This is a genomic window from Dyella telluris (genome assembly GCF_014297575.1).
Lineage (GTDB): Bacteria > Pseudomonadota > Gammaproteobacteria > Xanthomonadales > Rhodanobacteraceae > Dyella > Dyella telluris.
The window spans coordinates 4,245,657-4,268,531 of record NZ_CP060412.1 but is presented as its reverse complement, the minus strand read 5'-3'; the positions used below and the strand labels follow the sequence as shown (position 1 = coordinate 4,268,531).

The 22,875-nt window shown below is 66.0% G+C and carries 23 protein-coding genes; 7 read left to right on the top strand and 16 right to left on the bottom strand.

The window, feature by feature from the left end; genetic code table 11:
* Positions 1-45: 45 nt before the first annotated feature.
* A complete protein-coding gene (locus H8F01_RS18855) occupies positions 46-201 on the bottom strand; it encodes a hypothetical protein (RefSeq protein WP_187056560.1) in 156 nt (51 codons plus the stop codon).
* On the opposite strand from H8F01_RS18855, the gene H8F01_RS18850 reads away from it, so the two are divergent.
* The 4 genes from H8F01_RS18850 to H8F01_RS18835 all read left to right on the top strand — a co-directional run bounded on the left by H8F01_RS18850 (position 200) and on the right by H8F01_RS18835 (position 3,557).
* Positions 200-1,297: an OprO/OprP family phosphate-selective porin gene (locus H8F01_RS18850; protein ID WP_187056559.1), complete on the top strand. Its 1,098-nt coding sequence runs from the start codon at positions 200-202 to the stop codon at positions 1,295-1,297. The genes H8F01_RS18855 and H8F01_RS18850 overlap by 2 nt on opposite strands.
* A 130-nt stretch (positions 1,298-1,427) precedes the next feature.
* Positions 1,428-1,700, top strand: a complete 273-nt coding sequence (locus H8F01_RS18845; RefSeq protein ID WP_187056558.1) for a hypothetical protein — start codon at positions 1,428-1,430, stop codon at positions 1,698-1,700.
* Positions 1,697-1,951 carry a hypothetical protein gene (locus H8F01_RS18840; protein WP_187056557.1) on the top strand — a complete coding sequence of 85 codons (255 nt, stop codon included), beginning with the start codon at positions 1,697-1,699 and terminating at the stop codon, positions 1,949-1,951. Before H8F01_RS18845 ends, H8F01_RS18840 begins: the two co-directional genes overlap by 4 nt.
* A 16-nt stretch (positions 1,952-1,967) precedes the next feature.
* Positions 1,968-3,557, top strand: coding sequence for a PepSY-associated TM helix domain-containing protein (locus H8F01_RS18835; protein ID WP_187056556.1), 1,590 nt, complete (start codon positions 1,968-1,970; stop codon positions 3,555-3,557).
* Here H8F01_RS18835 and H8F01_RS18830 read toward each other — a convergent pair.
* A complete protein-coding gene (locus H8F01_RS18830) occupies positions 3,551-3,868 on the bottom strand; it encodes an antitoxin Xre/MbcA/ParS toxin-binding domain-containing protein (protein ID WP_238481052.1) in 318 nt (105 codons plus the stop codon). The two genes, H8F01_RS18835 and H8F01_RS18830, sit on opposite strands and share 7 nt — an antisense overlap.
* 251 nt (positions 3,869-4,119) lie before the next feature.
* Complete coding sequence (pdxR, locus tag H8F01_RS18825) at positions 4,120-5,553, bottom strand: MocR-like pyridoxine biosynthesis transcription factor PdxR (protein ID WP_187056555.1); 1,434 nt, start codon at positions 5,551-5,553, stop codon at positions 4,120-4,122.
* Positions 5,554-5,656: 103 nt separating this feature from the next.
* Between pdxR and H8F01_RS18820 the strand changes: the two genes are divergently transcribed.
* A complete protein-coding gene (locus H8F01_RS18820; RefSeq protein ID WP_187056554.1) occupies positions 5,657-6,094 on the top strand; it encodes a carboxymuconolactone decarboxylase family protein in 438 nt (145 codons plus the stop codon).
* 16 nt (positions 6,095-6,110) lie between these two features.
* Positions 6,111-6,572 carry a cupin domain-containing protein gene (locus H8F01_RS18815; RefSeq protein WP_187056553.1) on the top strand — a complete coding sequence of 154 codons (462 nt, stop codon included), beginning with the start codon at positions 6,111-6,113 and terminating at the stop codon, positions 6,570-6,572.
* A 7-nt stretch (positions 6,573-6,579) separates the two neighbouring features.
* On the opposite strand, the gene H8F01_RS18810 is transcribed toward H8F01_RS18815, so the two are convergent.
* From H8F01_RS18810 to prfB, 13 genes are all read right to left on the bottom strand, one after another.
* The gene (locus tag H8F01_RS18810) at positions 6,580-8,241 is read right to left on the bottom strand and encodes an esterase/lipase family protein (RefSeq protein WP_187056552.1); all 1,662 of its coding nucleotides are present in this window, start codon (positions 8,239-8,241) and stop codon (positions 6,580-6,582) included.
* A gap of 130 nt (positions 8,242-8,371) precedes the next feature.
* The gene (locus tag H8F01_RS18805; protein ID WP_187056551.1) at positions 8,372-9,046 is read right to left on the bottom strand and encodes an NAD(P)H-binding protein; all 675 of its coding nucleotides are present in this window, start codon (positions 9,044-9,046) and stop codon (positions 8,372-8,374) included.
* 9 nt (positions 9,047-9,055) lie between these two features.
* On the bottom strand, positions 9,056-9,916 hold the full coding sequence (locus H8F01_RS18800) for an SDR family NAD(P)-dependent oxidoreductase (protein WP_187056550.1): 861 nt from the start codon (positions 9,914-9,916) through the stop codon (positions 9,056-9,058).
* A 58-nt stretch (positions 9,917-9,974) separates the two neighbouring features.
* Positions 9,975-10,547 carry a TetR/AcrR family transcriptional regulator gene (locus H8F01_RS18795; RefSeq protein WP_187056549.1) on the bottom strand — a complete coding sequence of 191 codons (573 nt, stop codon included), beginning with the start codon at positions 10,545-10,547 and terminating at the stop codon, positions 9,975-9,977.
* A 70-nt stretch (positions 10,548-10,617) separates the two neighbouring features.
* Positions 10,618-12,189: a phospholipase D family protein gene (locus tag H8F01_RS18790; RefSeq protein WP_187056548.1), complete on the bottom strand. Its 1,572-nt coding sequence runs from the start codon at positions 12,187-12,189 to the stop codon at positions 10,618-10,620.
* Between the two features lie 111 nt (positions 12,190-12,300).
* Positions 12,301-13,353, bottom strand: coding sequence for a cell division protein ZipA (gene zipA / locus H8F01_RS18785; RefSeq protein WP_187056547.1), 1,053 nt, complete (start codon positions 13,351-13,353; stop codon positions 12,301-12,303).
* Between the two features lie 13 nt (positions 13,354-13,366).
* Positions 13,367-16,876 (bottom strand): chromosome segregation protein SMC, encoded by a 3,510-nt coding sequence (gene smc / locus H8F01_RS18780; protein WP_187056546.1) that lies wholly within the window; start codon positions 16,874-16,876, stop codon positions 13,367-13,369.
* Between the two features lie 267 nt (positions 16,877-17,143).
* Positions 17,144-17,407 (bottom strand): BolA family protein, encoded by a 264-nt coding sequence (locus tag H8F01_RS18775; protein ID WP_187056545.1) that lies wholly within the window; start codon positions 17,405-17,407, stop codon positions 17,144-17,146.
* Positions 17,404-17,703 (bottom strand): YciI family protein, encoded by a 300-nt coding sequence (locus H8F01_RS18770; RefSeq protein ID WP_187056544.1) that lies wholly within the window; start codon positions 17,701-17,703, stop codon positions 17,404-17,406. Before H8F01_RS18770 ends, H8F01_RS18775 begins: the two co-directional genes overlap by 4 nt.
* 79 nt (positions 17,704-17,782) lie before the next feature.
* Positions 17,783-18,241 carry a hypothetical protein gene (locus H8F01_RS18765; RefSeq protein WP_222615679.1) on the bottom strand — a complete coding sequence of 153 codons (459 nt, stop codon included), beginning with the start codon at positions 18,239-18,241 and terminating at the stop codon, positions 17,783-17,785.
* 4 nt (positions 18,242-18,245) lie between these two features.
* Positions 18,246-19,766 carry a lysine--tRNA ligase gene (gene lysS / locus H8F01_RS18760; protein WP_187056543.1) on the bottom strand — a complete coding sequence of 507 codons (1,521 nt, stop codon included), beginning with the start codon at positions 19,764-19,766 and terminating at the stop codon, positions 18,246-18,248.
* Positions 19,767-19,868: 102 nt separating this feature from the next.
* Positions 19,869-20,231, bottom strand: coding sequence for a hypothetical protein (locus tag H8F01_RS18755; RefSeq protein ID WP_187056542.1), 363 nt, complete (start codon positions 20,229-20,231; stop codon positions 19,869-19,871).
* 39 nt (positions 20,232-20,270) lie between these two features.
* A protein-coding gene (gene prfB, locus H8F01_RS18750; protein ID WP_187056541.1) for a peptide chain release factor 2 occupies positions 20,271-21,396 on the bottom strand; the annotation gives its coding sequence in 2 pieces (ribosomal slippage) (positions 20,271-21,320 and positions 21,322-21,396; 1,125 coding nt in all).
* Positions 21,397-21,563: 167 nt separating this feature from the next.
* On the opposite strand from prfB, the gene H8F01_RS18745 reads away from it, so the two are divergent.
* Complete coding sequence (locus tag H8F01_RS18745) at positions 21,564-22,871, top strand: retropepsin-like aspartic protease (RefSeq protein WP_238481051.1); 1,308 nt, start codon at positions 21,564-21,566, stop codon at positions 22,869-22,871.
* Positions 22,872-22,875: the final 4 nt, after the last annotated feature.

The window sequence follows — 22,875 nt, the reverse complement described above, 5'->3', positions numbered from 1 at the left end:
GTTGACCGCCGGCCTGGCCTGCGCAAGCGCTGCCGGCTGCGTCCATCAGCCGCCAAAATCCCATGCATCGGCACCGCCTGCCGCAGCAGCAGGCACCCCGGCCACAGCGGCAGCCACCACGCCCGCGACCACGACCGCCGACGGCGCCGCCAGTGCAAGCGACAGCGAAGCGCTGGACAAGCTGCGGCGTCTTTCACTCATGCGTCCCTTCGAAGGCGGCATCGATACGCCGCTGATCCACACCCAGATCCACGGCTACGTGATGGTCGATGTGGCCAACTACACCGACCGTGGCCTTGGCGACGCGCAGTTTTCCATACGCCGCGCGGACATCAGTTTCGAACGCAACCTCCACTTCGGCTGGCTGTTCTACGCCGATACCCAGCTGGTGGATGGGCACCTGGAGTTCAAGGACGTCTATGTGCGCAAGCCCACCCAGTACTTCGGCGTGGTCACCCTGGGCAACCAGCAGGAACCGTTTGGGCTGGAGCAGTACGGCAGCTTCCGCAACACCACCTTCCTGGAACGCGCCACCACCAATGCGCTGGCGCCCAGCCGAAGCATCGGCGTCACCTCCAGCGACCTCCATGGGCCGTGGATATGGAGCTATGGCTTCTTCACCGCCGGCACCAAGGACGAGGGCCGCACCCAGCGCGGCGTGGCGGTGACCGGTCGCGTCGCTTACCTGCTGAAGGCCGCCAGCGGCCCCTATCACCTCGCGCTCGACTACTCCACGCGCCGCGCAGGGCCGGAAAACGACCAGAGCTTCAAGTCGGCCCCCGAAGTGGCCTTGTCCTCCAGCGACTACTTCCTCAACACCGGCAGCATCAAGAGCTCGAACAAGGTGCAGCGCTACGGGCTGGAAGCTGCCCATGTGGCCGGCCCGTTTTCCTGGCAGGCCGAATACATGGAGGCCCACCTGCAACGCGACGACGGCCTGCCCAAGCTGCGCTTCCGCGGCTGGTACGCCTACGCAAGCTGGATGATCACCGGCGAAAGCCGCCAGTACCGCGAGAGCAACGCCACCTTCGGCCCGGTGGTTCCGCGCGCTTCGTGGAACGGACACAGCGGCGGCGCGCTGGAAGTGGGCGTGCGACTGAGCATGACCGACCTCAACAACCGCGATGTCGTGGGCGGCAAGGAAACCAACCTCACCGTCGGCGTGAACTGGTATCTGGACAAGTCCGTGCGGCTGTCGGCCAACGTGGTTCGTGCGCTCGACCTCAACAAGCCGGGCGACCCGGACAGCGGCAAGCATCCGGCGGCCATCGTGGGCCGTTTCCAGTACCAGTTCTGAGCCAGCCCTTGGCGCAGAACCCTTTCGTGCAGCCGCCTGCGCGTTCCTGTCGCGCGGTTGACACCGCACCGCTTAAACGAGAATAATTCTCACTTTCAAGATATAACCGGCATCGCTTACAAGGCCCCGCGTGATCACTCTTTGTGCCCTGTTGCTGACCCTTGCGGGCGCAACACTGGTCTACCTCGCCAGCGAACAGCAGCGCTTGCTCGCCTCGCCACTGCGTGCCGGCGCCAAAGTCGCCGGATGGTTGCTGGTCGGTGCAGGCACGGCCGGCTGGTGGCACGCCGCCGGCATGGGCCCGGGCATCACCGCGGCGCTCACTGCCGTGATGCTGATGTGGGTCACCTTGCCGTATGTCGCCTGGTGGCGCACCAGCACCACCAAGGCAGACGGCCCATGATCGCGCGTTGCCTGGCGGGCACCCTGCTCGGCTTTCCGCTGGCGGCCCTGCTGCTGGCCCTGCTGCTGCACCTGCTGCCCGGTCACGGTGAAGCCTTCCTCATTCCCGCGCTGATCCTGTTCTTCCCGCTGTGGACAGCGTTCATGGCCGGCGCCTACATGTTCCGCAATGGCCTGCGCGCCTGGCTGGTGATGGGCGGTGCCAACGCCGTCGTCTTCGGCGCGCTGTGGCTGTTGCGCCTGCCCGGCTGATTACAGGGACGTCCAGATGAAAGCCGCCACCCTCCGCACCTTCCAGACGGTGCACACATGGACCGGGCTGCTCGCCGGTTTCGCCCTGTTCGTTGCCTTCTACGCCGGCGCGCTGACGGTGTTCCATGACGACATCGCCGCGTGGCAGAACCCGCCGTGGCGCGCCGCCGCCGACGCGGAGGTGTCGCTGGATACGCTGATGGAACGCCTGCTGGCCCAGCATCCGGATGTCCGCGACGACTTCGGCATCATCCTGCCGCGCGACGGCTCGCATGCCGCCTACGCCTACTGGGAGGCCAAGGACGGTACCCGTTTCGCCACGGCCAGCCAGATGGAAGCGCCGCGCACGGAAGCCGCCGAGAACGAACTGGCCGATTTCGTCTACGCGCTGCACGACTCGCTGGGCCTGCCGGTGATCGGGCTTTACCTGATGGGCATCGTCAGCGTGCTGTACGGGCTGGCGCTGCTCTCGGGCATCCTCATCCACCTGCCGCAGTTGGCGAAGGACTTCTTCGCCATGCGCGTGGGCCGCAACCTGAAGCGTCTCTGGCAGGATGCGCATAACGCCATCGGCGTGATCAGCCTGCCGTTCCACGTGATCTTTGCCGTTACCGGCGCGCTGTTCTGCCTGTTCACCATCACGCTGGTATCGCTCAACACCATCGCCTTCGACGGCAAGCTGTTCGACGCCTTTGCCCGCGCCACCGCGACCACGCCGACCGTCACCGCCAGCGGCACGCCCGCCACCATGCTGACCACCGACGCCTTGATCGAGCGCGCACGCGCCGAGGCGATGAAGAGCGGCGTCACCACCTTCGAACCTGACTACATGCATTTCGTGCATTACGGCGACCGCAATGCCGTGGCCGAGGTGCGCGGGCTTTCGCAACACACGCTCGGCTCGTATGGCACGGTGGCCATGTCGGCGCATGATGGCCGCGTGCTCGGCACCTACGTGGGCGACCGCTACAGCCTCAACGGCATCAGCTATGCCTCGCTGTTCGGCCTGCACTTCGGCAGCTTCGGCGGGCGCACCGTGCAGTGGCTGTATTTCATCCTTGGCCTGGGCGGGGCCTTCCTGTTCTATTCGGGCAACCTGCTGTGGATCGAGTCGCGGCGCAAGCGCCGCCACCTCGACCAACCGCGCAAGACGTGGGTGATGGCGCGTGCCACGGTGGGTGTATGCATCGGCAGTTGCCTGGCCATCAGCGGCGCCTTCGTGGCGACGTGGGTCGCCGAACGGCTGGGTGTGGATGCCGGCGTGCCGCAACGCGCGGCCTGCTACGGGCTGTTCCTGGGCGCCTGCGCCTATGCCTGCCTGCGCCCGGTCGCGCGGGCCACGGTGGAACTGCTGTGGGCCACAGCCGCGCTTACGTCGGCCATGGCCATCGTGGATCTGGCCGTCAATGCATCAGCGATGCTTCACGACGGGTCGCCGCTGACATGGCGGGTGATCGGCGTTGATCTCACCGGTATCGCTCTGGGCATCGTGTTCGCCCTGTTCGCCCGCGCTGCCGCCAGACGCGCGCGTACCGGCGACGCCAACAGCGTGTGGGCGCTCAGGGCGGCATCGCCAAGTGCCACCGGGTCCGGACTTTCTCAGTAGGCCATCCGCACCGCGTTCATGCGTGCCGACACGGGCGCATCGCTCAGCAGCGCAATCTCGTCCCAGACGGTGTCTTCCTCGCCATCGGCCAGCAGTTCGTAAGCCGTGCGTCCGTCGAAGGCATTCTGGTGACGGCACATCCATCGCACCGCGCGCTGGCGATCGCCAAGGCTCTGCACCAGCATCGCGGCAAGGGTGCCGTGGCGCTGCTCGAGCATGCTGAAAGCCCGCTCCATCACGTCGTCACGCGCCGTGTTGATCTGGGCCAATTCGGTGGCGACGTCCTGAAACCTGATCGTAACCTTGCGCATGCGTTGGCTCCCTTTTCCCCCCACGTCGTCCGCTATGTCATCCGGGCCGCGCCACCGTCATGCGGAAGCAACGCCTGGACGCCTGTTCGCTCTTCCATGAGCCTCGCATTGCTCGATACGCGCCAGTCGCCTGCACTCGCAAATGTCTGACGTGCGCCCTGATCATGCTCAAGCAAATGGCGAATTTGCGTGAAATCAGCGAGCCGATCACCTAATACTTTCGGGTGATGTCCGAAGGTCGACGCCGACCTTCATCCGCGGCCGCCAAGCAGTGCCGCCAGGCGCTCCATCGAGGCGTGGATGTCGTCCACCGGCGTGTCGCCATAACCGAACAGCAGGCCCGGGCGCACCCGGCGTCCGGCGTGGAACCCGCGGATGCCGTACAGCGCGATCGACGCCTTGCGCGCCGTGGCGATCAGCGCGTCCTCGGTAAGGCCGGGGCGCAACAGCGCCGCCATGTGGATGCCGGCCGCCGGCGCGATGGGCTCCAGCCAGTCGAGCAGCGGCCCGGCCAGGTGCTGCAGCAGTGCGTCGCGGCGTTGTGCGTAGTGCTTCTGCACGCGACGGATGTGACGACCGAATTCCCCGTCCAGCATGTAGCGGGCCAGCGCGGTCTGGGTCAGGGTGCATCCGTGCCAGTCGTTGATCTGCCGGGCCTTGAGGAAATCCGTGGCCAGCGACGCCGGTGGCACCACGTAGCCGGTGCGCAACTCCGGGAACAGCGTCTTGGAAAACGTGCCGACGTAGGCCACCACGCCGCTTCGGTCCAGGCTCTTGAGCGACTCCATCGGCCGGCCTTCGAAGCGGAATTCGCCGTCGTAGTCGTCCTCCACCACCAGCGCCCCGCGACGCGCCGCCCATTCCAGCAGGGCCATGCGCCGCTCCAGGCTCATGGGCATGCCCAGGGGAAACTGGTGCGACGGCGTCACGTAGACGAGCCGCGCGTTGTCGGGAAGCTCGTCCACGCAAAGGCCTTCGCGGTCCACGCGAACCGGCTTCACCCGCGCCCCCAGCGCCAGCAGGCTGCTGCGTGCCGGCGGATAGCCCGGGTCTTCCACGGCCACCACGTCGCCTCGGTCAACCATCACCCGTGCTGCCAGGTCTACCGCCTGTTGCGCACCCTGCGTCACGATCACGTCCGTCCAGTTGCACACCACGCCACGGCTGAAACCGATGTAGCGGGCTATGGCCAGCCGCAGTTCCTGTTCGCCCGCCGGGTCGCGGTATATGCCACGGCCACGTGCCTGCATGCGCAAGGCATGGGCCACGCACTTGCGCCAGGCATCCACGTGGAAAAGCGACTTGTCGGTAACGCCACCCAGATAGTCGTAGCGCAGGCGCTCGCCCGGTTTGGGCAGCGAGAGTGCGTCGGGAACACGCTGCCAGACCTTGGCCGGCCGGGGCGACACGGTGCCCCGCGCACGCGCCGGCGGCGGCATCGCGGCCATGCCTTCGGCGACAAAGGTACCGTCGCCCTGCCGGCCCTGCAGAAACCCTTCGGCGGTCAGTCGCTCGAACACTTCCAGCGTGGTCTTGCGCGACACGCCGAGCTGGTCGGCAAGGTTGCGCGTGGACGGCAGGCGCGAGCCTGCGGCGATACGCCCATCGACGATGGCGGCACGCAGTTGCTGGTAGAGCTGCCCGGCCAGATCACGCCGGCCCACTATGTTGAGCTGGATGTCCATCAGTGGCTACCTCAATTCTCCTGAAAATGGACATTCAAGAAGGCCAGTGGGAAGTCTAACCTGACTTTACCTTCCCTACCGAACCCGTCACGAGGATCACGCCATGAACCAGCGTCTCGACTTCTACAAGGCCAGCCCCGAAGCCATCAAGGCGATGGTGGGCCTGGAACAGCGCATCGGCAAAAGCGGCCTGGAAAAGTCGCTGATCGAACTGGTCCGCCTGCGCGCGTCCCAGATCAACGGTTGTGCGTACTGCGTGGACATGCATTCGACGGATGCGCGCAAAGCCGGCGAGAACGAGCGCCGCCTTGCCACGCTCAGCGTATGGCGCGAAACGCCGTTCTTCACCGATCGCGAACGCGCCGCACTGGAATGGACCGAATCGCTCACCCTGATCGCCGGCAACCATGTGCCCGACAGCGTGTGGCAGGCCGTGCAGCCCCATTTTTCCGAGGAAGACCTGGCCGACCTGACCTTGCTGGTCGTCGCCATCAACGGCTGGAACCGCTTCGCGATCGCCTTCCGCAAGCTGCCGGCCTGAACGGAGCAACGCCACCATGAAGACTTCGTTTTCACCCTTTGCCTCGCTGCTGTTTTCGCTAGCCGCGACTATCGGCATGGCCGGTAGCGCATGGGCTCACGATGGTGGCGAGGAGCTCGTCCAGCCATTGATGAAGCAAGCGCTGGCCGACGTACCGGGCAAGAACGTGATGATGGCCACGGTCACGCTCGCTCCCGGCCAGAGCGCGGCACCGCACCTGCACCCCGGCTCCATCTTTGCCTACGTGCTTGAAGGCGCGGTGACATCCCAGCTCGAAGGACAGGAGCCGAAGACGTACACAGCCGGCCAGAGCTGGTACGAGCCGCCGCGCGCCCATCATCTGGTGACCCGCAACGCAGGCAACCGGCCAGCCACCCTGCTGGTCTGGGCCATCGTCGGTCCGCAGGATCCGATCAAGTTGCCGCTGCCGCAGACCTCGTCGCTGGCACCAGCCCTGCCAACGCTCGCCTCGCACTGAACCGGCCTCAGGGCTGGCGGAGGATATCCACGATCTTCGCCAGCACTTCATCGTTGAGGTAGAGCTGGTGGCCGTCTTTCACCACCGTGGTCGACACGGCACCGGCGATGAGCGCGCTTTGCAACGGCACGATGCCGTCGCCGGGCGGGTTGGCGCCTGGCAGCTTGCCGGCGAAGGTGTAATAACGCACGCCCTGCGCCGGCATCAGCGTTTGCGCGGCGCGACTGACCGGCTGCGCGGCACTCAGCGTACTGATGCTGCTCAGCCCATGGCTGGCGTAGTCCAGCGCCAGCAGTGGATTTTCGTGGGCGCGGTTCTCGGCCACCACACGCTCCAGCGCATCCAGCTCGGGCGTGTGTGCGCGCACCACGCGACGCGCCACCCAGCCGATGAAGCTGTCGGCGAGCGGGCTGCCAAGGTGCGGCGTAGCCAGGAAGATCACCCGGTTCACGCCTGTATAGGGCTGGAAACGGAACAGCGAATCCAGCGTGGCGATATCGGACGCCTTGCCCCGCAATTGATCCGGCGGGATGTCGAACACCGCCTTCCACACCACGTCGCTGCTGTCGGACACCATCAGGCGCGAAATCACGCCGCCCATGCTGTGCCCGATCATCACCATGTCCTGGTGCGCCGGCGCCGTGCCGTCGGGGTCCAGCGTGTGCCAGGCGCGATCCATCATGCGTTGCACGACCATGCGGTTGAGCAGCACCGGCGTGTTGGTGGGATACACGACGTGCCACACCTGGTAGCGCGCACGCAACTCGGGCGTGCCGTCGATAAGGTTGGTCAGGCGGGCCCAGATCAGCGGGCTGCGCCCCAGCCCGTGCACCATGATGATCGGCGTCTTGGACGGGTCGTAATCCTGCAGCAGGTACAGCCCTTCGCGCATCGCCAGCTGCTGTCCGCCCACCAGGCCCCACAGCGCCATCCGGTTGATGTGCGAGCGGTCCACCAAGGCTGCATACGGCGCGGAGAAATCCGTCGCCAAGGGCACGCTGCGATGGCCGATGGTCATCTCCGGATGTTTGCGCGTGCCGGTCAGTACCAGCTGGGGCACACCGTCATCGCCGGGTTCGATCCACGCCGTGAGTGCGCGCGTCACGCCGTCCGGTGGATACAGCTTGCAGATCGGCTTGTCATGGCAAGGCGGCTGCCACCCCACCATCGACACGCCATAGCCGGCGGAGATGTAGCGCTGGCCCATCACGTCCGGCAAGGTCACTTCGTCGGCGCGCGCCAGCGCGACCGGGCCGTCGTCCAGACTGTCAGGCATGTCGCGGAACACGACGCGCAAGGGTTCGCCCACCACGGTGATCGTGTGCGGACGCCACGGTGCCGGCTCCTGGTCGAGCAGATAGCCCATCAACTCGTGGGTGCAGCCACCGGCCATGGCCTGGGCTTCCTGCGCCCGCAGCACATTGTCGGTGTCGGCGGCGCGATACGCCGCCAGCGCGCAGTGCATCCAGTTGCGCGCCGCCAGATCCTTGCGCTGGATCGCCGCCGCGTCGTGCCACAGACGCCGGGCCGTCATCAGCGGATCGTCTTTCGCGGGGGCATCCGTGCGCACCGCACTGCTGCAGGCCGCCAGCAGGGCCAGCCCCAGCAGGCCCAGGCACCGGCCCCAGCGAGTTGCATGCGTTTTGCGGGAACCACGCGAACGGTGCATGCGAGCGCTCTTGGGCCAGTGGGCTGGAGTCAACGCAGGCCCTCACGCACGGGCCCGCCACCGATCAGATGCCGCGCCACGCTACGACATTCGCCGGCTTTGCGCACCACCCTTCCGCTGAGTGGACAGATCAGTCGTTGCGCCGTGCGGCCGCCTGGATATCGGGGATCTCAAGCACAGCCGTCGGCGCGCCATGCCGCACTACGGACAACATGGCCCGCCCCATGTCGATGGTGCTCAGCATGTGCCGCGGGAACAGGCGTCGCAGCAAGGGAAACAGTGGTCGCGACAAGCCATAGATCAGGCGATAGGACGGGGTCTTCGACCTTTCGCCCTGCACTGGCTCGATAAACCCCGGCCGGAACTGGTACACCGCGCGGAACGGCAGGCGTTGCAGCGCGTTCTCGGTACGCCCTTTCACCCGCGCCCACATGCTGCGTCCTTGCTCGCTGCTGTCGGTGCCTGCACCCGACACGTAGACGAAGACCATGGCCGGGTTGAGCCGCGCCAAGGTGCCCGCTGCCGCCAGCGTGAGGTCATAGGTGAGATGGGCATAGCGCGACTCGTCCATGCCGCCTGCGCTCACGCCCAGGCAGAAGAAACAGGCGTCATACCCCTTCAGCGCCGGCTCGATCGACGCGTAGTCGAAAAAATCCTGGTGGAGCAGTTCGCGCAACCGGGGATGCGTCACCCCGGTCGTGCTCCTTCCCACCACCAGCACCTGGTCCACGTCAGGAGCGGCCAGGCATTCGCGCAACACGCCCTGGCCCACCATGCCGCTGGCGCCGAAGAGGATGATCTTCATGGCCTGACCTCAGTACGCCGGAAAGGCGGGCATGGGGCCCTTGTTGAAATCAGTGGACAGACTCACCTCGCGCCAGCGTTCCGCGGCTGCCACGCGGTCCTGCTCCACCATCCCGAAGTAATGCAGGGCGTCGCTGCCCAACAGCAGGTGGCGCGGCAGCTTTTCATGGTACGCCAGCGTCAGCACCACCTGCGCCACACGTGCGGGGTCGCTCGCTTCCTTGCCCTGATGCTCGCGGATGCGGCTGCGGAACGTGCCCACCGAGGCCTCATAGTCGGGCATCAGTTCACCCAGCGTGCTGTTGGCTTCCTCGGCCCAACCCGTGCGCATGCCACCCGGTTCCAGTGCACATACCTTGATGCCGAGATGCTCCACTTCGGCCGCCACCACTTCGGTGAAACCGCCCACGGCCCACTTGGCCGACTGATAGGCCGACAGCCCCGGCACGCCGATGCGGCCGCCCACCGAGGAAATCTGCAGGATGTGTCCGGAACGCTGCGCGCGCATCACCGGCAAGGCCGCACGCGTAAGGTTCACCACGCCGTAGAAATTGGTTTCGACCTGTGCGCGGAAACCGGCCTCGTCGCTCTGCTCGAACGGCATGGCGTTGCCGTAGCCGGCGTTGTTGACCAGCACGTCCAGACGTCCGAACGCATCCACCGTGGACTGCACTGCGGCGCGCGCCGAGGCGGCATCGGCCACATCCAGCGTCACGGCGCGCACCTGGTCACCGTAACGCTGTGCCAGATCGGCCAGTTGCTCCGGCCGGCGCGCCGTGGCCACCACGCGGTCGCCATGGGCCAGTGCGGCCTCAACGATGTCGCGGCCCAGGCCGCGGGAACTACCTGTGACTAACCAGACTTTTGACATGACATGTCTCCTTTAGTAATTGAGTGCTTACACACTCATTAAATGATTGAAAAAATGATCAGCTCTTGCCGATGGCGTTCCAGAATGCCTCGAACCCTGCGGCGCGATACGCTTCGGCTCGCTTCGGTTCGCGCTCGATGAAGGTGATGGTGGCTTCCGCCATGGCCGACATCAGTGCGCCCACGAAGGCCGGCGCCATCTCGCGCAGCACACCCTTGGTCATCGCTTCGCGGAGCATGTCCTGGACACCGCCGAAGGGTGCCGAGCCCGTCGCCTTGACCTCGTCCGTGATGCCGGTGGACACCGTCAGCTGCGCCATGACCTTGCGCCCTTCCGGATGGACCACGCCCCAATTCACGTAGCCGTTCCACGCATGCTGGGCCCGTTCGCGGAGGCTACCTTTCTGGGGATAGTCCACCAGCATCGCCTCCCTGAGCCCGGCTTTCACCGTCAGGTAGAGCTCGTTGAGCAGCACGTCCTTGCTTTCGAAATAAGTGAATAACGTGCCTTCGGCCACGCCTGCCTGCCGGGCGATCCGCGCGGTCGGCGCACTCGTACCCTGCTCCGCGAACACCTTGGTGGCGGCATCCAGGATGGCGTTGCGCTTGTCTTCGCTGCGGGGGCGGGCCATGAGTCTCGAATCATTAATTGAGTGCGTACTCAATCATAAGGCTGCCCACCCCGGCTTTCAAGCCCTGCTCTCAAAGCAGGCTTTCGATGGGCAGCAGCCCGCCAGCGTTCACCTTGAAGCGGCGCCACCAGCTGGTTTGCGGCGCCGTGTCGTAGCGGACCATGGGCTGGCCGGGCTCCTTGCCCTGCCAGTAAACCCGGTCCTTGTCGTCCAGTAGCACCTGATAGGCATGGTTGGGCTTGGTCGCGTCCGCAAAAATCGCCAGCAAGGCCTGGGCAAGTGCGTGCGAATCAACGATCACGCCATCTTCCGTATTGAGATGCACGGAACGCGGATCGAGGTTCATCGAACCGACGAAGGCATGCTCCTCGTCGACCACGATGGCCTTGGCATGCAGGCTGTTGCCGCCCGAGGACGACCCGAAGAAATGGCTGCCGTGCCGGCCGCGCCCTGCATCGGGCTTCAGCTCGAAAAGCTGCACGCCGGACTTGAGCAGCGCCACGCGGTACGACGCATAGGCCACGTAAACATTGCCGGCGTCGGTGGACGCCAGCGAATTGGTGAGCACGTCCACCGCCACGCCACGCTCGCGCATCCCCTGCAGATAAGCCACCCCCTTGGGACCCGGCACAAAATACGGCGAGATCAAGGTGAGGCGATGCTGCGCACCATCCATCCACGCGCGGATCTGCGGCGCCATGTTCAGGCCGGCGCTGTCCGCCTGCGGATTGCTCTTGTCGGGATCGTCGGCAAGGTAGGTCGTGGGTCCCCAGGCCCACTCGGTACCGGGCACCTCGTGCGCAAGGTCACCGACCCGCGCCACCAGGCTATGCGCATAGCTGCCCTGACTGAACTGGCGCGCGTGCGCGTCCATGTCCTTGCGCAACTCCTCCAGCTTCTCCGGCCCCGGCGTGTCGTGGTGGAACGCGCCTATCGGATACGACTGCTCGCTGTTCCAGTAGCGATCGAACATCTGCCCGATCTGCGCCACCACCGGCCCCACCGTCAGCACGTCCAGGTCGCGAAAATTCACCCCTTCGCTGGCGTCGAAATACTCGTCGCCGATATTCCGTCCACCCACCACGGCCATGGCCCCATCGGCAATCATGGCCTTGTTGTGCATGCGTCGGTTGAGCCGCGAGAAGTCGCCCGCGAACTGCTTGCCCATGCCCCACATCGAGGCATTGCGCTCGAGGAAAGGATTGAACAGGCGGATCTCGATATTGCGGTGGCCATCCAGCACGCGCAGCAACTTGTCCTTGCCGGCTACGTGCAGATCGTCCAGCAGCAGGCGCACGCGCACGCCGCGATCGGCCGCCGCCAGCAGGCGCTGCGCCAGCAGGCCGCCCGTCGCGTCGCTGTGGAACATGTAGTACTGCAGGTCCAGCGAATGCACGGCACGGTTGGCCAGGGCAATGCGCGCGAGCAGCGCGTCATTGGAATCGCTGATCAGCCGCAGGCCGCTGTCGCTGCCGTGCCCGGCGGTAACGCGCGTGGCATACGCCGCCAACGGCGCATCGGCCGGCACCGGAAGGACGGTGCTGGCCACGCGCGGATAGTCGGGACGAAAGTCCGAATGGGTGCAGCCGGCCAACGCCAGCAATGCAAGACAGGCAAGGCGACGCAACAAGGTACAGGCCATGTTCCCTCCTTGGCGTGGACTCTGTCGGAGCCGGAAGCCGGGCGCAAGAGCGGCCTGCGCCGGAATGACGGGAGGGGGAACTGACGCCACCCGACAGGTGCTACCGCCTCATCAACGCCCGAAGGTGATTTCCTTGCCTTCGTGGTCGCGATCCCAGCCGCGCAGTTCGTCGCGGATGTGCGCCACGCGCTGGCGACCCAGCGCATTGCGCTCTTCGTCCAGCACCTGGCCATCCAGCAGTTCGGCCAGTCGCTGGGCGGTGGGCAGCATGGCGTCCCAGGCATCCAGTGCGGGGATCGGCGCCGGCAGCGTCATGAAGAAGCTCAGGCCCGGCGTGCGCAGCGTATCCACGCGAGTCAGGTCGAAATTGCCTGGCTTGACCATGTTGGCGATGCTGAAGATCGGGCCAAGCTCGCGCTTGCCATCCACCAGCCGGTGGTAGATGCCCATGTCGCCAAATTCCAGGCCGGTCTTTTCCGCGGCGACGATCAGGTCGGCGCCATGGAACACGTTGCCCTCGCGCGCCACCACGAACAAGGTGACGATGCGCTCCACCGGCATGCGTTCCGGTCGACGGCCCACGTCCGAACGCGCCGGCGTACGCGGCGCTTCCGGCTCAGGCGCGGGTGCCGGCGCAGCCACGGGAGCGGGCGCCGGTGCGGGAGCGGATACCGGCTCGGGTTCTTCCATGCGCGGCAGGTGCACATGATCGGCACCGGTGGCCTGCGCAAGGCTCTGCTCGAACTGCTCCGGCGGCGCGCGCAGCGCGTCGACGATGGAGGCAGCCATGCCCAGCGGCCGGGGCTTGCCCACCGGTGCCGGTTCGACGTGACCCTTCTCGCCGGCGAGCGTGGCGCCGAGGCGTTCCAGCTCTTCCCGCAGACCGACATCCAGCTCGCCCTGATGGGGCTGGTGGGCGTCGAGCGGATCCATGTTGAAATCGTCGCGCGCACTGAAGGACGGTTCGTCGACCGACTCGCCTTCCCCTCCGAACGTCGGTTCGCGGCGTTCGCCGGCCGTGTTCGGCACCACGCGTCGCTTGCCCTGCTCTTTCCTGGGCTGGCCGAACAACCACATCGCCGCCAGGACGATCAGGCCAACAACAAGCATCGGAACGCCAACGGCGGCATTCCAGGCGAAAGCGAGTACGGGTTGCGCGGTCATATCCATCAAATCCTCAAGCTGCGCCCGCAAGTTTAGCTGCTTCGGCGAGATCCACCTGCACCAGGCGCGACACACCGGGCTCGCGCATGGTGACGCCGCAGAGCTGGGAAGCCGCTTCCATGGTGGCCTTGTTGTGGCTGACGAAGATGAACTGCACCTTCTCGCTCATCTCCTTCACCATGTTGGAGAAGCGGCCCACGTTGGCCTCGTCCAGCGGCGCATCCACCTCGTCCAGCAGGCAGAACGGCGCGGGGTTGAGGCCGAAGATGGCAAACACCAGCGACACGGCGGTCAGTGCCTTTTCGCCACCGGAAAGCAGCGTGATGTTGGACACGCGCTTGCCCGGCGGGCGGGCCATGATGGCCACGCCGGTATCGAGCAGGTCGTCACCGGTAAGCTCCAGATACGCGTGGCCACCGCCGAACAGGCGCGGGAACAGCTCCTGCACACCGGCGTTCACGCGATCGAAGGTTTCCTTGAAGCGCTGGCGCGTTTCGCGATCGATCTTCTTGATCGCCGCCTCCAGCGTTTCCATGGCGCTGGCCAGGTCGGCGAGCTGGTTGTCGAGGTAGGTCTTGCGTTCGCTCTGCTCGGCGTGTTCCTGGATCGCGGCGAGGTTCACCGGCTCCAGGCGCACGATCTTCTGCCCGATGTCGACCAGCAGCTTGCGCCATTCGCCCGCGTCGGCATCCTCGGCAAGCTCTGCCAGCAGCGGCTCCAGTTCCAGGCCGGACGCCACGATGGCCTCGGCCAGCTGTTCGGCGCGCAGCTGCAGTGCCTGCGCCGCAAGGCGCTTCTGCGAGAGGTTTTCGCGCAGCCCGTTGAGCAGGTGCTCGATGCGCTGGCGTTCCTGCTCCAGGCGGCGGAATTCGCCGTCGCAATCGTCCAGCGCGCGGCGCGCGTCCACCAGCTGCTTGTCCACCAGCAAGCGCTGGTCGAGGTAGGTCTGGCGTTCCGCCTCCAGCTCGGCGATGGGGTCGGAGCCGGCGGCCAATTGTTCGGCGATCTCGTTGCGGCGCGCATCGATCTGGCGCAGCTGCGTTTCCATGCGGGCCAGCGACTGCTCCAGGGAGGTCAGTGACGAACGCTTCGATTCCATCGACAGCGCCAGCGCATGCGCCTGGTCGGCCGCCTCGCGCGCGTTCATGCGGGCTTCTTCACGCGCCTCGAGCAAGGCGCGACGTTCGTTCTCCAGTTCGCGGCGCTGGTCTTCCAAATCGCCCATGTAGCCGACCGATTCGTCCAGGCGCGCACGTGCATCGCGCGTCTGCGTCTGCAGTTCGTCGAGCTGGGCGGCCAGGTCACCGAGTTCGCCGGCCACCTTCTCGGCACGGGCGCGGGCGGTTTCCATCTTGCCGCGATGGCTCTGCACCTGCCCGGCCAGTTCCGACTGGCGACGATGCGCGTTGTACAGCTCACGCTGCGCGTCGTCGCGCGCGCGCTCGGTTTCGAACTTGCTGGTGCGCAGGTCGTCCAGCGTACCGGTGGCCTCTTCGATGCGCTCTTCCAGCGCGAGGATCTGCTCGGCCAGCGTGCGCATCTCGCGCTCGCGCGCCAGCACGCCGACCTGATTGCCCTGTGCACGACGCACGCGGGCCCAGCCCGGGCCCAGCCATTCGCCGTTGCGCGTCATCACCGACTGGTACGGCGCCAGCGCCGAAAGCCCGGCCACCACCTGATGCGCGTGCTCGATGGAGTCAGCGGTCAGCACATGATTGAGGATGGACAGCGCCGCGGCAGGACCACGCACATGCGCGGCCAACGTGCCCGCCGTGTTGGCGCCACCCTCGGCCAGGTTGACCAGGGCGACGTCGGCATTTTCCAGCGCACTGAATTCGGCGGCGAGCGCGTGGGATTCATCCACCAGCACCGCATCAAGGAAGCCGGCGAGCGCGGTTTCGACGGCGGTTTCCCAACCGGCTTCCACCTGCAGCGACTCGCCGAGGCGGCGCGAGCGGTCCAGGCCCAGGCGGGCCAGCCAGCCGCTGGCGGCGCTTTCTTCCTGCCCCAGCGCAGCGTGCTGCAGCGCTTCGAGCGAGGCCTGTCTGCCACGCGCGGTCTGCAGCTGCTGGCGTGCCTCGTTGAGCGAGGACTGCACCTGGCGCTCTTCGTCGAGCACCTTCTCATGCGAAATCTTGTGCTGGTCCAGCAGGCTGCCCAGCGATTCCACGCGCTCGCGCTGCGTGTCGTGCTCGATGTGCAGCTGCTCGGCAGCGGCGTCGAGCGCGGCGATGTCGGTGGCCTTCTGCTCGGCATCCAGCGTCTCGCGGCGACGCGACAGGTCGACCGACTGACGATCGAGGTAGTTGAGCTTGGTGCGCTCCACTTCGGCGGCGCGGCTGGATTCGCCCGCGGTGCGCGTGTGGGTATCCCAGCGCTGCTGCCAGTCGGCCAGCTTGGTTTCGGTATCGCGCAGCGACTCGGACGTATCGTCCTGCATCTGTTGCAGCGCTTCGAGCTTGGGCTCGCCCTCGGCCAGCGCCATGCGCAAGGTTTCCACCTGCGTGCGGTCGTTGCCGATGTGCTCGGCCAGTTCCGCGTGCTCGCGTTCGGTATCGCCCTGCGCGCGCAACAGGCGATCGGCGGTTTCGCGGTTGAAGCGAACCTGCTGCTCTACGCGGGCGATCTCGGAACCCACCTTGTAGACCTCGGCCTGCACCTTGTTCAGATGCTCGGTGGCGTCGGTGTGGCGCTCACGGATCGTTTCCATCTGCGCCTCGTGATGGCGCTGCGTGGCAACGTGTTTCTCGATCTCCACCTCGGCGGCGTTGAGCCCCGAGCCTTCGTGGTCGTGCTGGCCCTTCAGTCCGCGGTATTCGAGCGCGCGCAGTTCGGCTTCCTTGCGCGTCTGTTCTTCCTTCAGCGCCTTCCAGCGCTCGGCAGCGCGAGCCTGGCGGTTGAGGTGCTCGAGCTGCTTGTCCACCTCGTCACGCACGTCGCGCACGCGGTCCAGGTTCTCGCGAGTGGACTTGATGCGGCTCTCGGTTTCCTTGCGGCGCTCCTTGTACTTGGAGATGCCGGCAGCTTCTTCCAGGTGCGTGCGCAGTTCGTCGGGCGCGGCCTCGACGATCTGGCTGATCATGCCCTGTTCGATGATGGAGTAGCTGCGCGGGCCCAGGCCCGTGCCCAGGAACAGATCGGTAATGTCGCGACGACGGCAGCGCGCGCCGTTGAGGTAGTACGCGGATTGCCCGTCACGCGTCACCTGGCGCTTCACGGAGATTTCGGCGTACTGGCCGTACTCGCCCTGGATGGTGCCGTCACCGTTGTCGAAAATCAGTTCGACCGTGGCCTGGCCCACCGGCTTGCGCGCATTGGAGCCGGAAAAGATCACGTCGGTGAGCGAGTCGCCGCGCAGGCGGCTGGCCGCGCTTTCGCCCATCACCCAGCGGATGGCGTCGATGATGTTGGACTTGCCGCAGCCGTTGGGGCCCACCACGCCGGTCATATTGGTCGGCAGGTGCAGCGTGGTCGGGTCCACGAAGGACTTGAAACCGGCGAGTTTGATCGTGGTCAGGCGCATGCGGGCGTCAGCAGCCAAATAGGTGAGGCCCGACAAGATCGGGCGATGGGTCACTGTGCCAAACGCAGGCCCCTGCCGCAATGCGTTTCGGCTACATGTTTCACTTTAACACCGGCAGCTAAGCTGATGTTATGAAAGAGTTTCCAAGCAAGGTCCGACCAGCTGGTCCTGCCGGGACGCAACCAGCCCGGCACAGGGGGCGCTGATTGGTCAGGAAATCACCAGGCCACCACCCGCCAGGCTGGCGGCCTGTCCGGCGTCCGAGGCTTACTCGCCCGGCGCCTTCGCGTCGATGGAAAGTGCGTGGATGCCGTTGTCCATCAGACCCTGCAGGGCTGCGTACACCAGCCGGTGCCGCTTGATCGACAGCTGGCCGGCAAAGGCGGCACTGACCACGCGTACGTGGAAGTGCCCTTTCCCCTCATTCGCATGGCCGGCGTGTTTGTAGCCCTCGTCCAGCACTTCGAGCACGGACGGATCGAGCGCCTGCTGCAGGCGCTCCCGGATCTGCTCCACCACCGCCGTGCTCATGGCAGGGCTTTGCGGAAGGGCTTGATGCTCACGCTGGCATAGACACCGGCGGCGACATACGGGTCGTCCTTGGCCCAGGCTTCCGCGTCGGCCTGCGACGGGAATTCCGCCAGGATCAGGCTGCCCGTGAAGCCGGCCGGGCCCGGGTCTTCCGCGTCGATGGCCGGGAACGGACCGGCCACCATCAGGCGGCCTTCGTCCAGCAGTTTCTGCAGGCGCTCGATATGTGCCGGGCGGGCGCTTTTGCGCTTTTCGAGCGAATCAGGCACGTCCGTGCCGACAATGGCATACCACATGTCCAACTCCTGAGCGGTTCAAGCCGCACATTCTAGCGTGCTCGCGGGCGAGGCCGGCCGTTTCCTGGCCGCGGAACCGTCATTCAATGGGCTGGAAATCCCCGTCAGCCAGATCGAGCGCGTCGGTGGAAAGCTGGCCGCTCGCGCGATCCAGCTTGAACGAGAACAGACGCGGCGAGGTATCCGGATCGCCGCCGCAGGCGGCATCGTGCTTTTCGTGCACGTCGACATCGACGGTGGCGCCATCGGAGTCGTCGACCACGTAGTCCAGGCAGGCGTCCGCCAGACTGGTCAGCCGATGCTTGCGGATGGTCTCGCTCACCTGCCGGATCACCGCATCATCGCTGTCGGCGGCGGGCGTGGCCACGGACGTGCTGGCCGCCGGCGACGGCACGCTGGCCGTGGCCGCCGGCGCCACCGCAGCGGCCGGCTCGTCCTGCGATTGCGAGGGCGAGCAGGCGACCAGCGCCAGTATCACCAGCGCGGCCACCCATGGACTGGTTGCCTTCCCTCGACCGAATGCGCGGAAAGGCTGCATCCGCTTATGCCTCGGGACGCATGTACGGAAACAGCAGCACGTCGCGGATCGAGGACGAACCGGTCAGCAGCATCACCAGGCGGTCGATACCCACGCCCAGGCCACCGGTCGGCGGCAGGCCCACTTCCAGTGCGCGAATGTAGTCGGCGTCGAAGTGCATGGCTTCGTCGTCGCCGTGCTCCTTGGCCTCGACCTGCGCCATGAAACGCGCAGCCTGGTCTTCCGGATCGTTGAGCTCGGAGAAGCCGTTGGCGATCTCCTTGGCGTTGATGAACAGCTCGAAGCGGTCGGTAATGCCGGGGTTGGTGTCGTTCTCGCGCGCCAGCGGGGAGACTTCCACCGGATGGTCGGTGATGAAGGTCGGCTGGATCAGGGTGTGCTCCACCGTCTTCTCGAAGATCTCCAGCAGCAGGCGACCCCAGCCGAAATCGGCCTTCACCTGGCAACCCAGGCGCTTGGCATGGGCCGCCATGGCGTCGCGGTCGCGCAGTTCTTCGCGGCGGATCTCCGGGTTCAGTTCCAGCACCGAGTCTTCCATGCTCCAGCGGCGGAACGACGGACCCACGTCGATCTCCACGCCGTCCCACATCAGCTTGGTGCTGCCGATGACGTTCTGGGCCGTCTCACGGATCAGCCCTTCGGTGATGTCCATGATCTCGGTGTAGGTGACGTAAGCCTGGTACAGCTCGAGCATGGTGAACTCGGGATTGTGTCGCGTGGACACGCCCTCGTTGCGGAAGTTGCGGTTGATCTCGTACACGCGATCGAAGCCGCCCACCACCAGGCGCTTGAGGTAAAGCTCCGGCGCAATGCGCAGGTACAGGTCCATGTCCAGCGCGTTGTGGTGGGTCACGAACGGACGCGCCGCGGCGCCGCCCGGAATCACGTGCATCATCGGCGTTTCCACTTCCATGAAGCGGCGCGGCTCGGCCTCCAGCCACTTGCGGATGAAGCCGATGATGCGGGAGCGCTGCGCAAAGGTGCGGCGCGCGTCCTCGGTGACGATCAGGTCGACGTAGCGCTGGCGATAGCGCTGCTCCACGTCGGCCATGCCGTGATGCTTGTCCGGCAGCGGACGCAGGCTCTTGGTGAGCAGGCGCAGCTTTTCCACCTTCACCGACAGCTCGCCGGTGCGCGTGCGCATCAGCGTGCCTTCGGCGCCGACGATGTCGCCCATGTCCCAGCCCTTGAAGGCCTTGTAGGTGTCTTCACCCACCGTGCCCTGGTGGATGAACAGCTGGATGCGACCGTTGACGTCCTGCATCTGCACGAAGGCCACCTTGCCCTGGTCGCGCTTGAGCATGATGCGACCGGCCACCTTCACCTGGCGACCCAGCGCTTCGATGGCCTCGGCCGTCCACTTCTCGACATCGGCGAACTCGGCCTGCAGGTCGCCGGTGAAGGCGTCCATCTTGAAGTCGTTCGGAAACGCCACGCCCTGCCCGCGCAATGCCTTGAGTTTCTCGCGACGCTCGGCGATCAGCTTGTTCTCGTCGACGGGCTGGATATCGGTCGGTTCAGTCATGAGGTTTCCGTAGCTGCCGGCGCCCGCGTCTGTGGCGAGCGCTTCTGGGTTGGGTCGTCCGATCATCGGACAGGGGACTGTGATTTTTCGTGACGCCGGAGGTCAGTCGTCTTTGCCGAACACGTGCTTGACCGCATGTTTGGTTGCGTCCCAGCCTTCGCGCGCGCCGTGACCGATACCCTGGCCGGCTTCTTTCGCGCCATGACCGACGGTCACCGCCGCGTCTCTCGTGCCGTGGCCAACGGCGACGCCCATCTCCCGCGCGCCGTGCCCTACGGACACCGCGGCATCCTTGGTGGCGTGCCCGACATCGCGGCCGGCATCGCCGACATGCTTGCCCGCCGTGCGTGCATCGTCCTTGATGCCCTGGCTGGCAGAACCGCTGTCCTGCGCAGCTGCCACGCCACTGCAAGCTGCCAGGGCGGCCCACACGATCAGATTCCGGAAAATCTTCCTGCTGTTCATGCGGGCTCCGCCTCCGTCGGCAGATTCAATGGCGGATGGTCAGGCGTCGACGCGCTTGGCGCCGGCGTCCAGGCCCGACTTCAGGCTGGCCTCGATGAATTCATCGAGATCGCCATCAAGCACCTTCTGCGTATCCGAACGCTCGATGCCGGTGCGCAGGTCCTTGATGCGGCTCTGGTCCAGCACGTAGTTGCGGATCTGGCTGCCCCAGCCGATGTCGGACTTGGAGGCTTCCAGCGCGTCCTTCTCGGCATTGCGCTTCTGCAGTTCCAGCTCGTACAGCTTGGCGGCCAGCATCTTCATGGCGCGGTCGCGGTTGGCGTGCTGGCTGCGTTCGGTCTGGCAGGCCACGACGGTATTGGTCGGGATATGCGTGATACGCACGGCCGATTCCGTCTTGTTCACGTGCTGGCCGCCGGCGCCGGACGAGCGATACACGTCGGTCCTGAGGTCAGCCGGGTTGATGTCGATGTCGATATCGTCATCCACTTCCGGCGACACGAACACCGAGGTAAAGCTGGTGTGGCGGCGGTTGTCCGAATCGAACGGGCTCTTGCGGACCAGGCGGTGCACGCCGATCTCGGTCTTGAGCCAGCCATAGGCGTAGTCGCCTTCCACGCGGAACGTAGCGGACTTGATGCCGGCCACTTCGCCGCCGGAGACTTCCAGTAGTTCGGTCTTCCAGCCGCGCGACTCGGCCCAGCGCAGGTACATGCGCAGCAGGATTTCCGCCCAGTCCTGCGCCTCGGTGCCACCGGCACCGGCCTGGATGTCCACGAAGGCGTTGTTGGCGTCCATCTTGCCGGAGAACATGCGCTGGAATTCCAGCTTGCCCACCTTGGCTTCGAGGCCAGCCAGGTCGGCGACCACCGAGTTGGCGGTGTCCTCGTCGTTGTCGGCGGCCGCCATCTCGAGCAGTTCGCCAGCATCGGTGAGGCCGGCCATCAGGCTGTCGATGCCGTTGACGATGGTATCGAGGCGGGCGCGTTCGCGGCCCAGCTCCTGTGCGCGCGGCGGATCGTCCCACACGGTGGGGCTTTCCAGTTCGCGGCTTACTTCTTCGAGACGCTCACGCTTGGTGGCGTAGTCAAAGATACCCCCTAAGCGACTCGACGCGGCCCTTCAGGTCCGCAATCTGCGCAAGGATCGGATTGGTTTCGATCATGGATGGGAAATCATGGGAAAACGGCCGTCTATGTTAGCAGAGCGCAGGCAGATCGGGGCCCGGCCCGGACACCCCCGCAACACCGGGGAGGCGCCTCTTCCCGGGCATGAAACCGACACGCCGGCCTGCCTATACTCGACGCTTCCAAACCAGCAGGGATGCACTGGATGACGTCATGGAAGACCCTGGCCCTGGCCATGATGGCCGCGGCCTTGCCGGGATCGGCATGCGCGGCCACGGACACGGCGCCCACCCAGGCACCACCCGCCCCTGCCGCCGCCCTCGCCTCCCTCACCGCGCCCCGGGCCATACCGGTCGTGAATCGAGCCCTGGCCCTGGCCGACGTGCCGACCATGGCCGCGCTCTATCAGCAGAACCCCGATCCGGCCGTGCACGTGCTGGCGGCCATGGCGCTGGAGCGCATCCATTTCAACCTGGACAAAGCCACCGAAGACGCGCGCCTGTGCGAGAAGGAACTGATCGCCACGCAACCCGCGGTGGCGCTGTATTGCGCCCGGTTCCTCAGCGGTAATCTCCGGCTCGCCCAGGGCGACGCGGCAGCGGATGCCGAAGAACAGGACATCGTCCGGCGCTTCGCCGGCCACGTGCCGCAGCGCGAACTGGATCGCATGAGCACCTACGTCGCCTCGCAGCGCGACACCCCGCCCTTCCGCCTGAGCCGGCCGGATGGCGACTTCACCATCCCGCTGCTTCAGAGCCTGCGCGACAACCGCGGCGCGGTGATGCTGGAAGCCGCCAATGGCTCGTCCGTGCGCATGACGCTGGACACCGGGGCGGGCGCCATCGTGATGGACATGGATACCGCGGTAAAGCTGGGCGTGCGCGCCCTGGGCACGGACGGCAAGACCCGGGGCCTGCTGTCCAAGGACGTGCCCGTGACCCACGGCATCCTCGAGCAGGGTCACCTCGGCCCGGTCACACTGGAGAACGCACCGGTAGAGATCGTGCCCAACGACCGTCGCCTGATCGGCCTGGACGTGCTGCGCCTGCTGGGCGCCTTCCGCGTCACCCGGCGCGAGCTCAACGTGTATGGCAAGACAGGCACGCGCCCCACGTGCAACGAACCGATGCTGGTCTCTTCCGACCTCTGGGGCCAGACCGTGCGCACCGTGGTGGCACTCTCTGTCAACGGCAACCTGCGTGCCAGCCTGCTCGACACCGGCAGCTCGTTCTACCTCAACGGCAACCAGGCCGCGATGGACGAAGTAGAAGCCAGCTCGCACCACAGCATGCGCATCAGTGACATCGGCGCCTCGCGCCTGGCCCGCGTCAAGCAGGCCACCGCGAATGTGATCGTCTCCGGCCAGCCCATCCACATGACCTTCGGCGTGTTTCCCGACGCGGACCTCGCGTGGAGCTACATCCTGGGCAGTGGCGCACTCGGTGATATGGACTTCTACATGGATTTCGAACAAAGGCACACCTGCCTGCTGTTGCACGACAACCTTCGCTGAGTGC

Bases quoted from the DNA above. Each gene is read 5' to 3' on its own strand.
- H8F01_RS18745 (WP_238481051.1), top strand. From the start codon at position 21,564: ATGACGTCATGGAAGACCCTGGCCCTGGCCATGATGGCCGCGGCCTTG.
- H8F01_RS18755 (WP_187056542.1), bottom strand. From the start codon at position 20,231: ATGAACAGCAGGAAGATTTTCCGGAATCTGATCGTGTGGGCCGCCCTG.
- H8F01_RS18835 (WP_187056556.1), top strand. From the start codon at position 1,968: ATGAAAGCCGCCACCCTCCGCACCTTCCAGACGGTGCACACATGGACC.
- H8F01_RS18815 (WP_187056553.1), top strand. From the start codon at position 6,111: ATGAAGACTTCGTTTTCACCCTTTGCCTCGCTGCTGTTTTCGCTAGCC.
- H8F01_RS18795 (WP_187056549.1), bottom strand. From the start codon at position 10,547: ATGGCCCGCCCCCGCAGCGAAGACAAGCGCAACGCCATCCTGGATGCC.
- H8F01_RS18770 (WP_187056544.1), bottom strand. From the start codon at position 17,703: ATGTGGTATGCCATTGTCGGCACGGACGTGCCTGATTCGCTCGAAAAG.
- H8F01_RS18820 (WP_187056554.1), top strand. From the start codon at position 5,657: ATGAACCAGCGTCTCGACTTCTACAAGGCCAGCCCCGAAGCCATCAAG.
- H8F01_RS18850 (WP_187056559.1), top strand. From the start codon at position 200: ATGCGTCCCTTCGAAGGCGGCATCGATACGCCGCTGATCCACACCCAG.
- H8F01_RS18790 (WP_187056548.1), bottom strand. From the start codon at position 12,189: ATGGCCTGTACCTTGTTGCGTCGCCTTGCCTGTCTTGCATTGCTGGCG.
- H8F01_RS18855 (WP_187056560.1), bottom strand. From the start codon at position 201: ATGAGTGAAAGACGCCGCAGCTTGTCCAGCGCTTCGCTGTCGCTTGCA.
- H8F01_RS18775 (WP_187056545.1), bottom strand. From the start codon at position 17,407: ATGAGCACGGCGGTGGTGGAGCAGATCCGGGAGCGCCTGCAGCAGGCG.
- H8F01_RS18765 (WP_222615679.1), bottom strand. From the start codon at position 18,241: ATGCAGCCTTTCCGCGCATTCGGTCGAGGGAAGGCAACCAGTCCATGG.
- H8F01_RS18830 (WP_238481052.1), bottom strand. From the start codon at position 3,868: ATGCGCAAGGTTACGATCAGGTTTCAGGACGTCGCCACCGAATTGGCC.
- H8F01_RS18810 (WP_187056552.1), bottom strand. From the start codon at position 8,241: ATGCACCGTTCGCGTGGTTCCCGCAAAACGCATGCAACTCGCTGGGGC.
- lysS (WP_187056543.1), bottom strand. From the start codon at position 19,766: ATGACTGAACCGACCGATATCCAGCCCGTCGACGAGAACAAGCTGATC.
- H8F01_RS18840 (WP_187056557.1), top strand. From the start codon at position 1,697: ATGATCGCGCGTTGCCTGGCGGGCACCCTGCTCGGCTTTCCGCTGGCG.
- pdxR (WP_187056555.1), bottom strand. From the start codon at position 5,553: ATGGACATCCAGCTCAACATAGTGGGCCGGCGTGATCTGGCCGGGCAG.
- zipA (WP_187056547.1), bottom strand. From the start codon at position 13,353: ATGACCGCGCAACCCGTACTCGCTTTCGCCTGGAATGCCGCCGTTGGC.
- H8F01_RS18805 (WP_187056551.1), bottom strand. From the start codon at position 9,046: ATGAAGATCATCCTCTTCGGCGCCAGCGGCATGGTGGGCCAGGGCGTG.
- H8F01_RS18800 (WP_187056550.1), bottom strand. From the start codon at position 9,916: ATGTCAAAAGTCTGGTTAGTCACAGGTAGTTCCCGCGGCCTGGGCCGC.
- smc (WP_187056546.1), bottom strand. From the start codon at position 16,876: ATGCGCCTGACCACGATCAAACTCGCCGGTTTCAAGTCCTTCGTGGAC.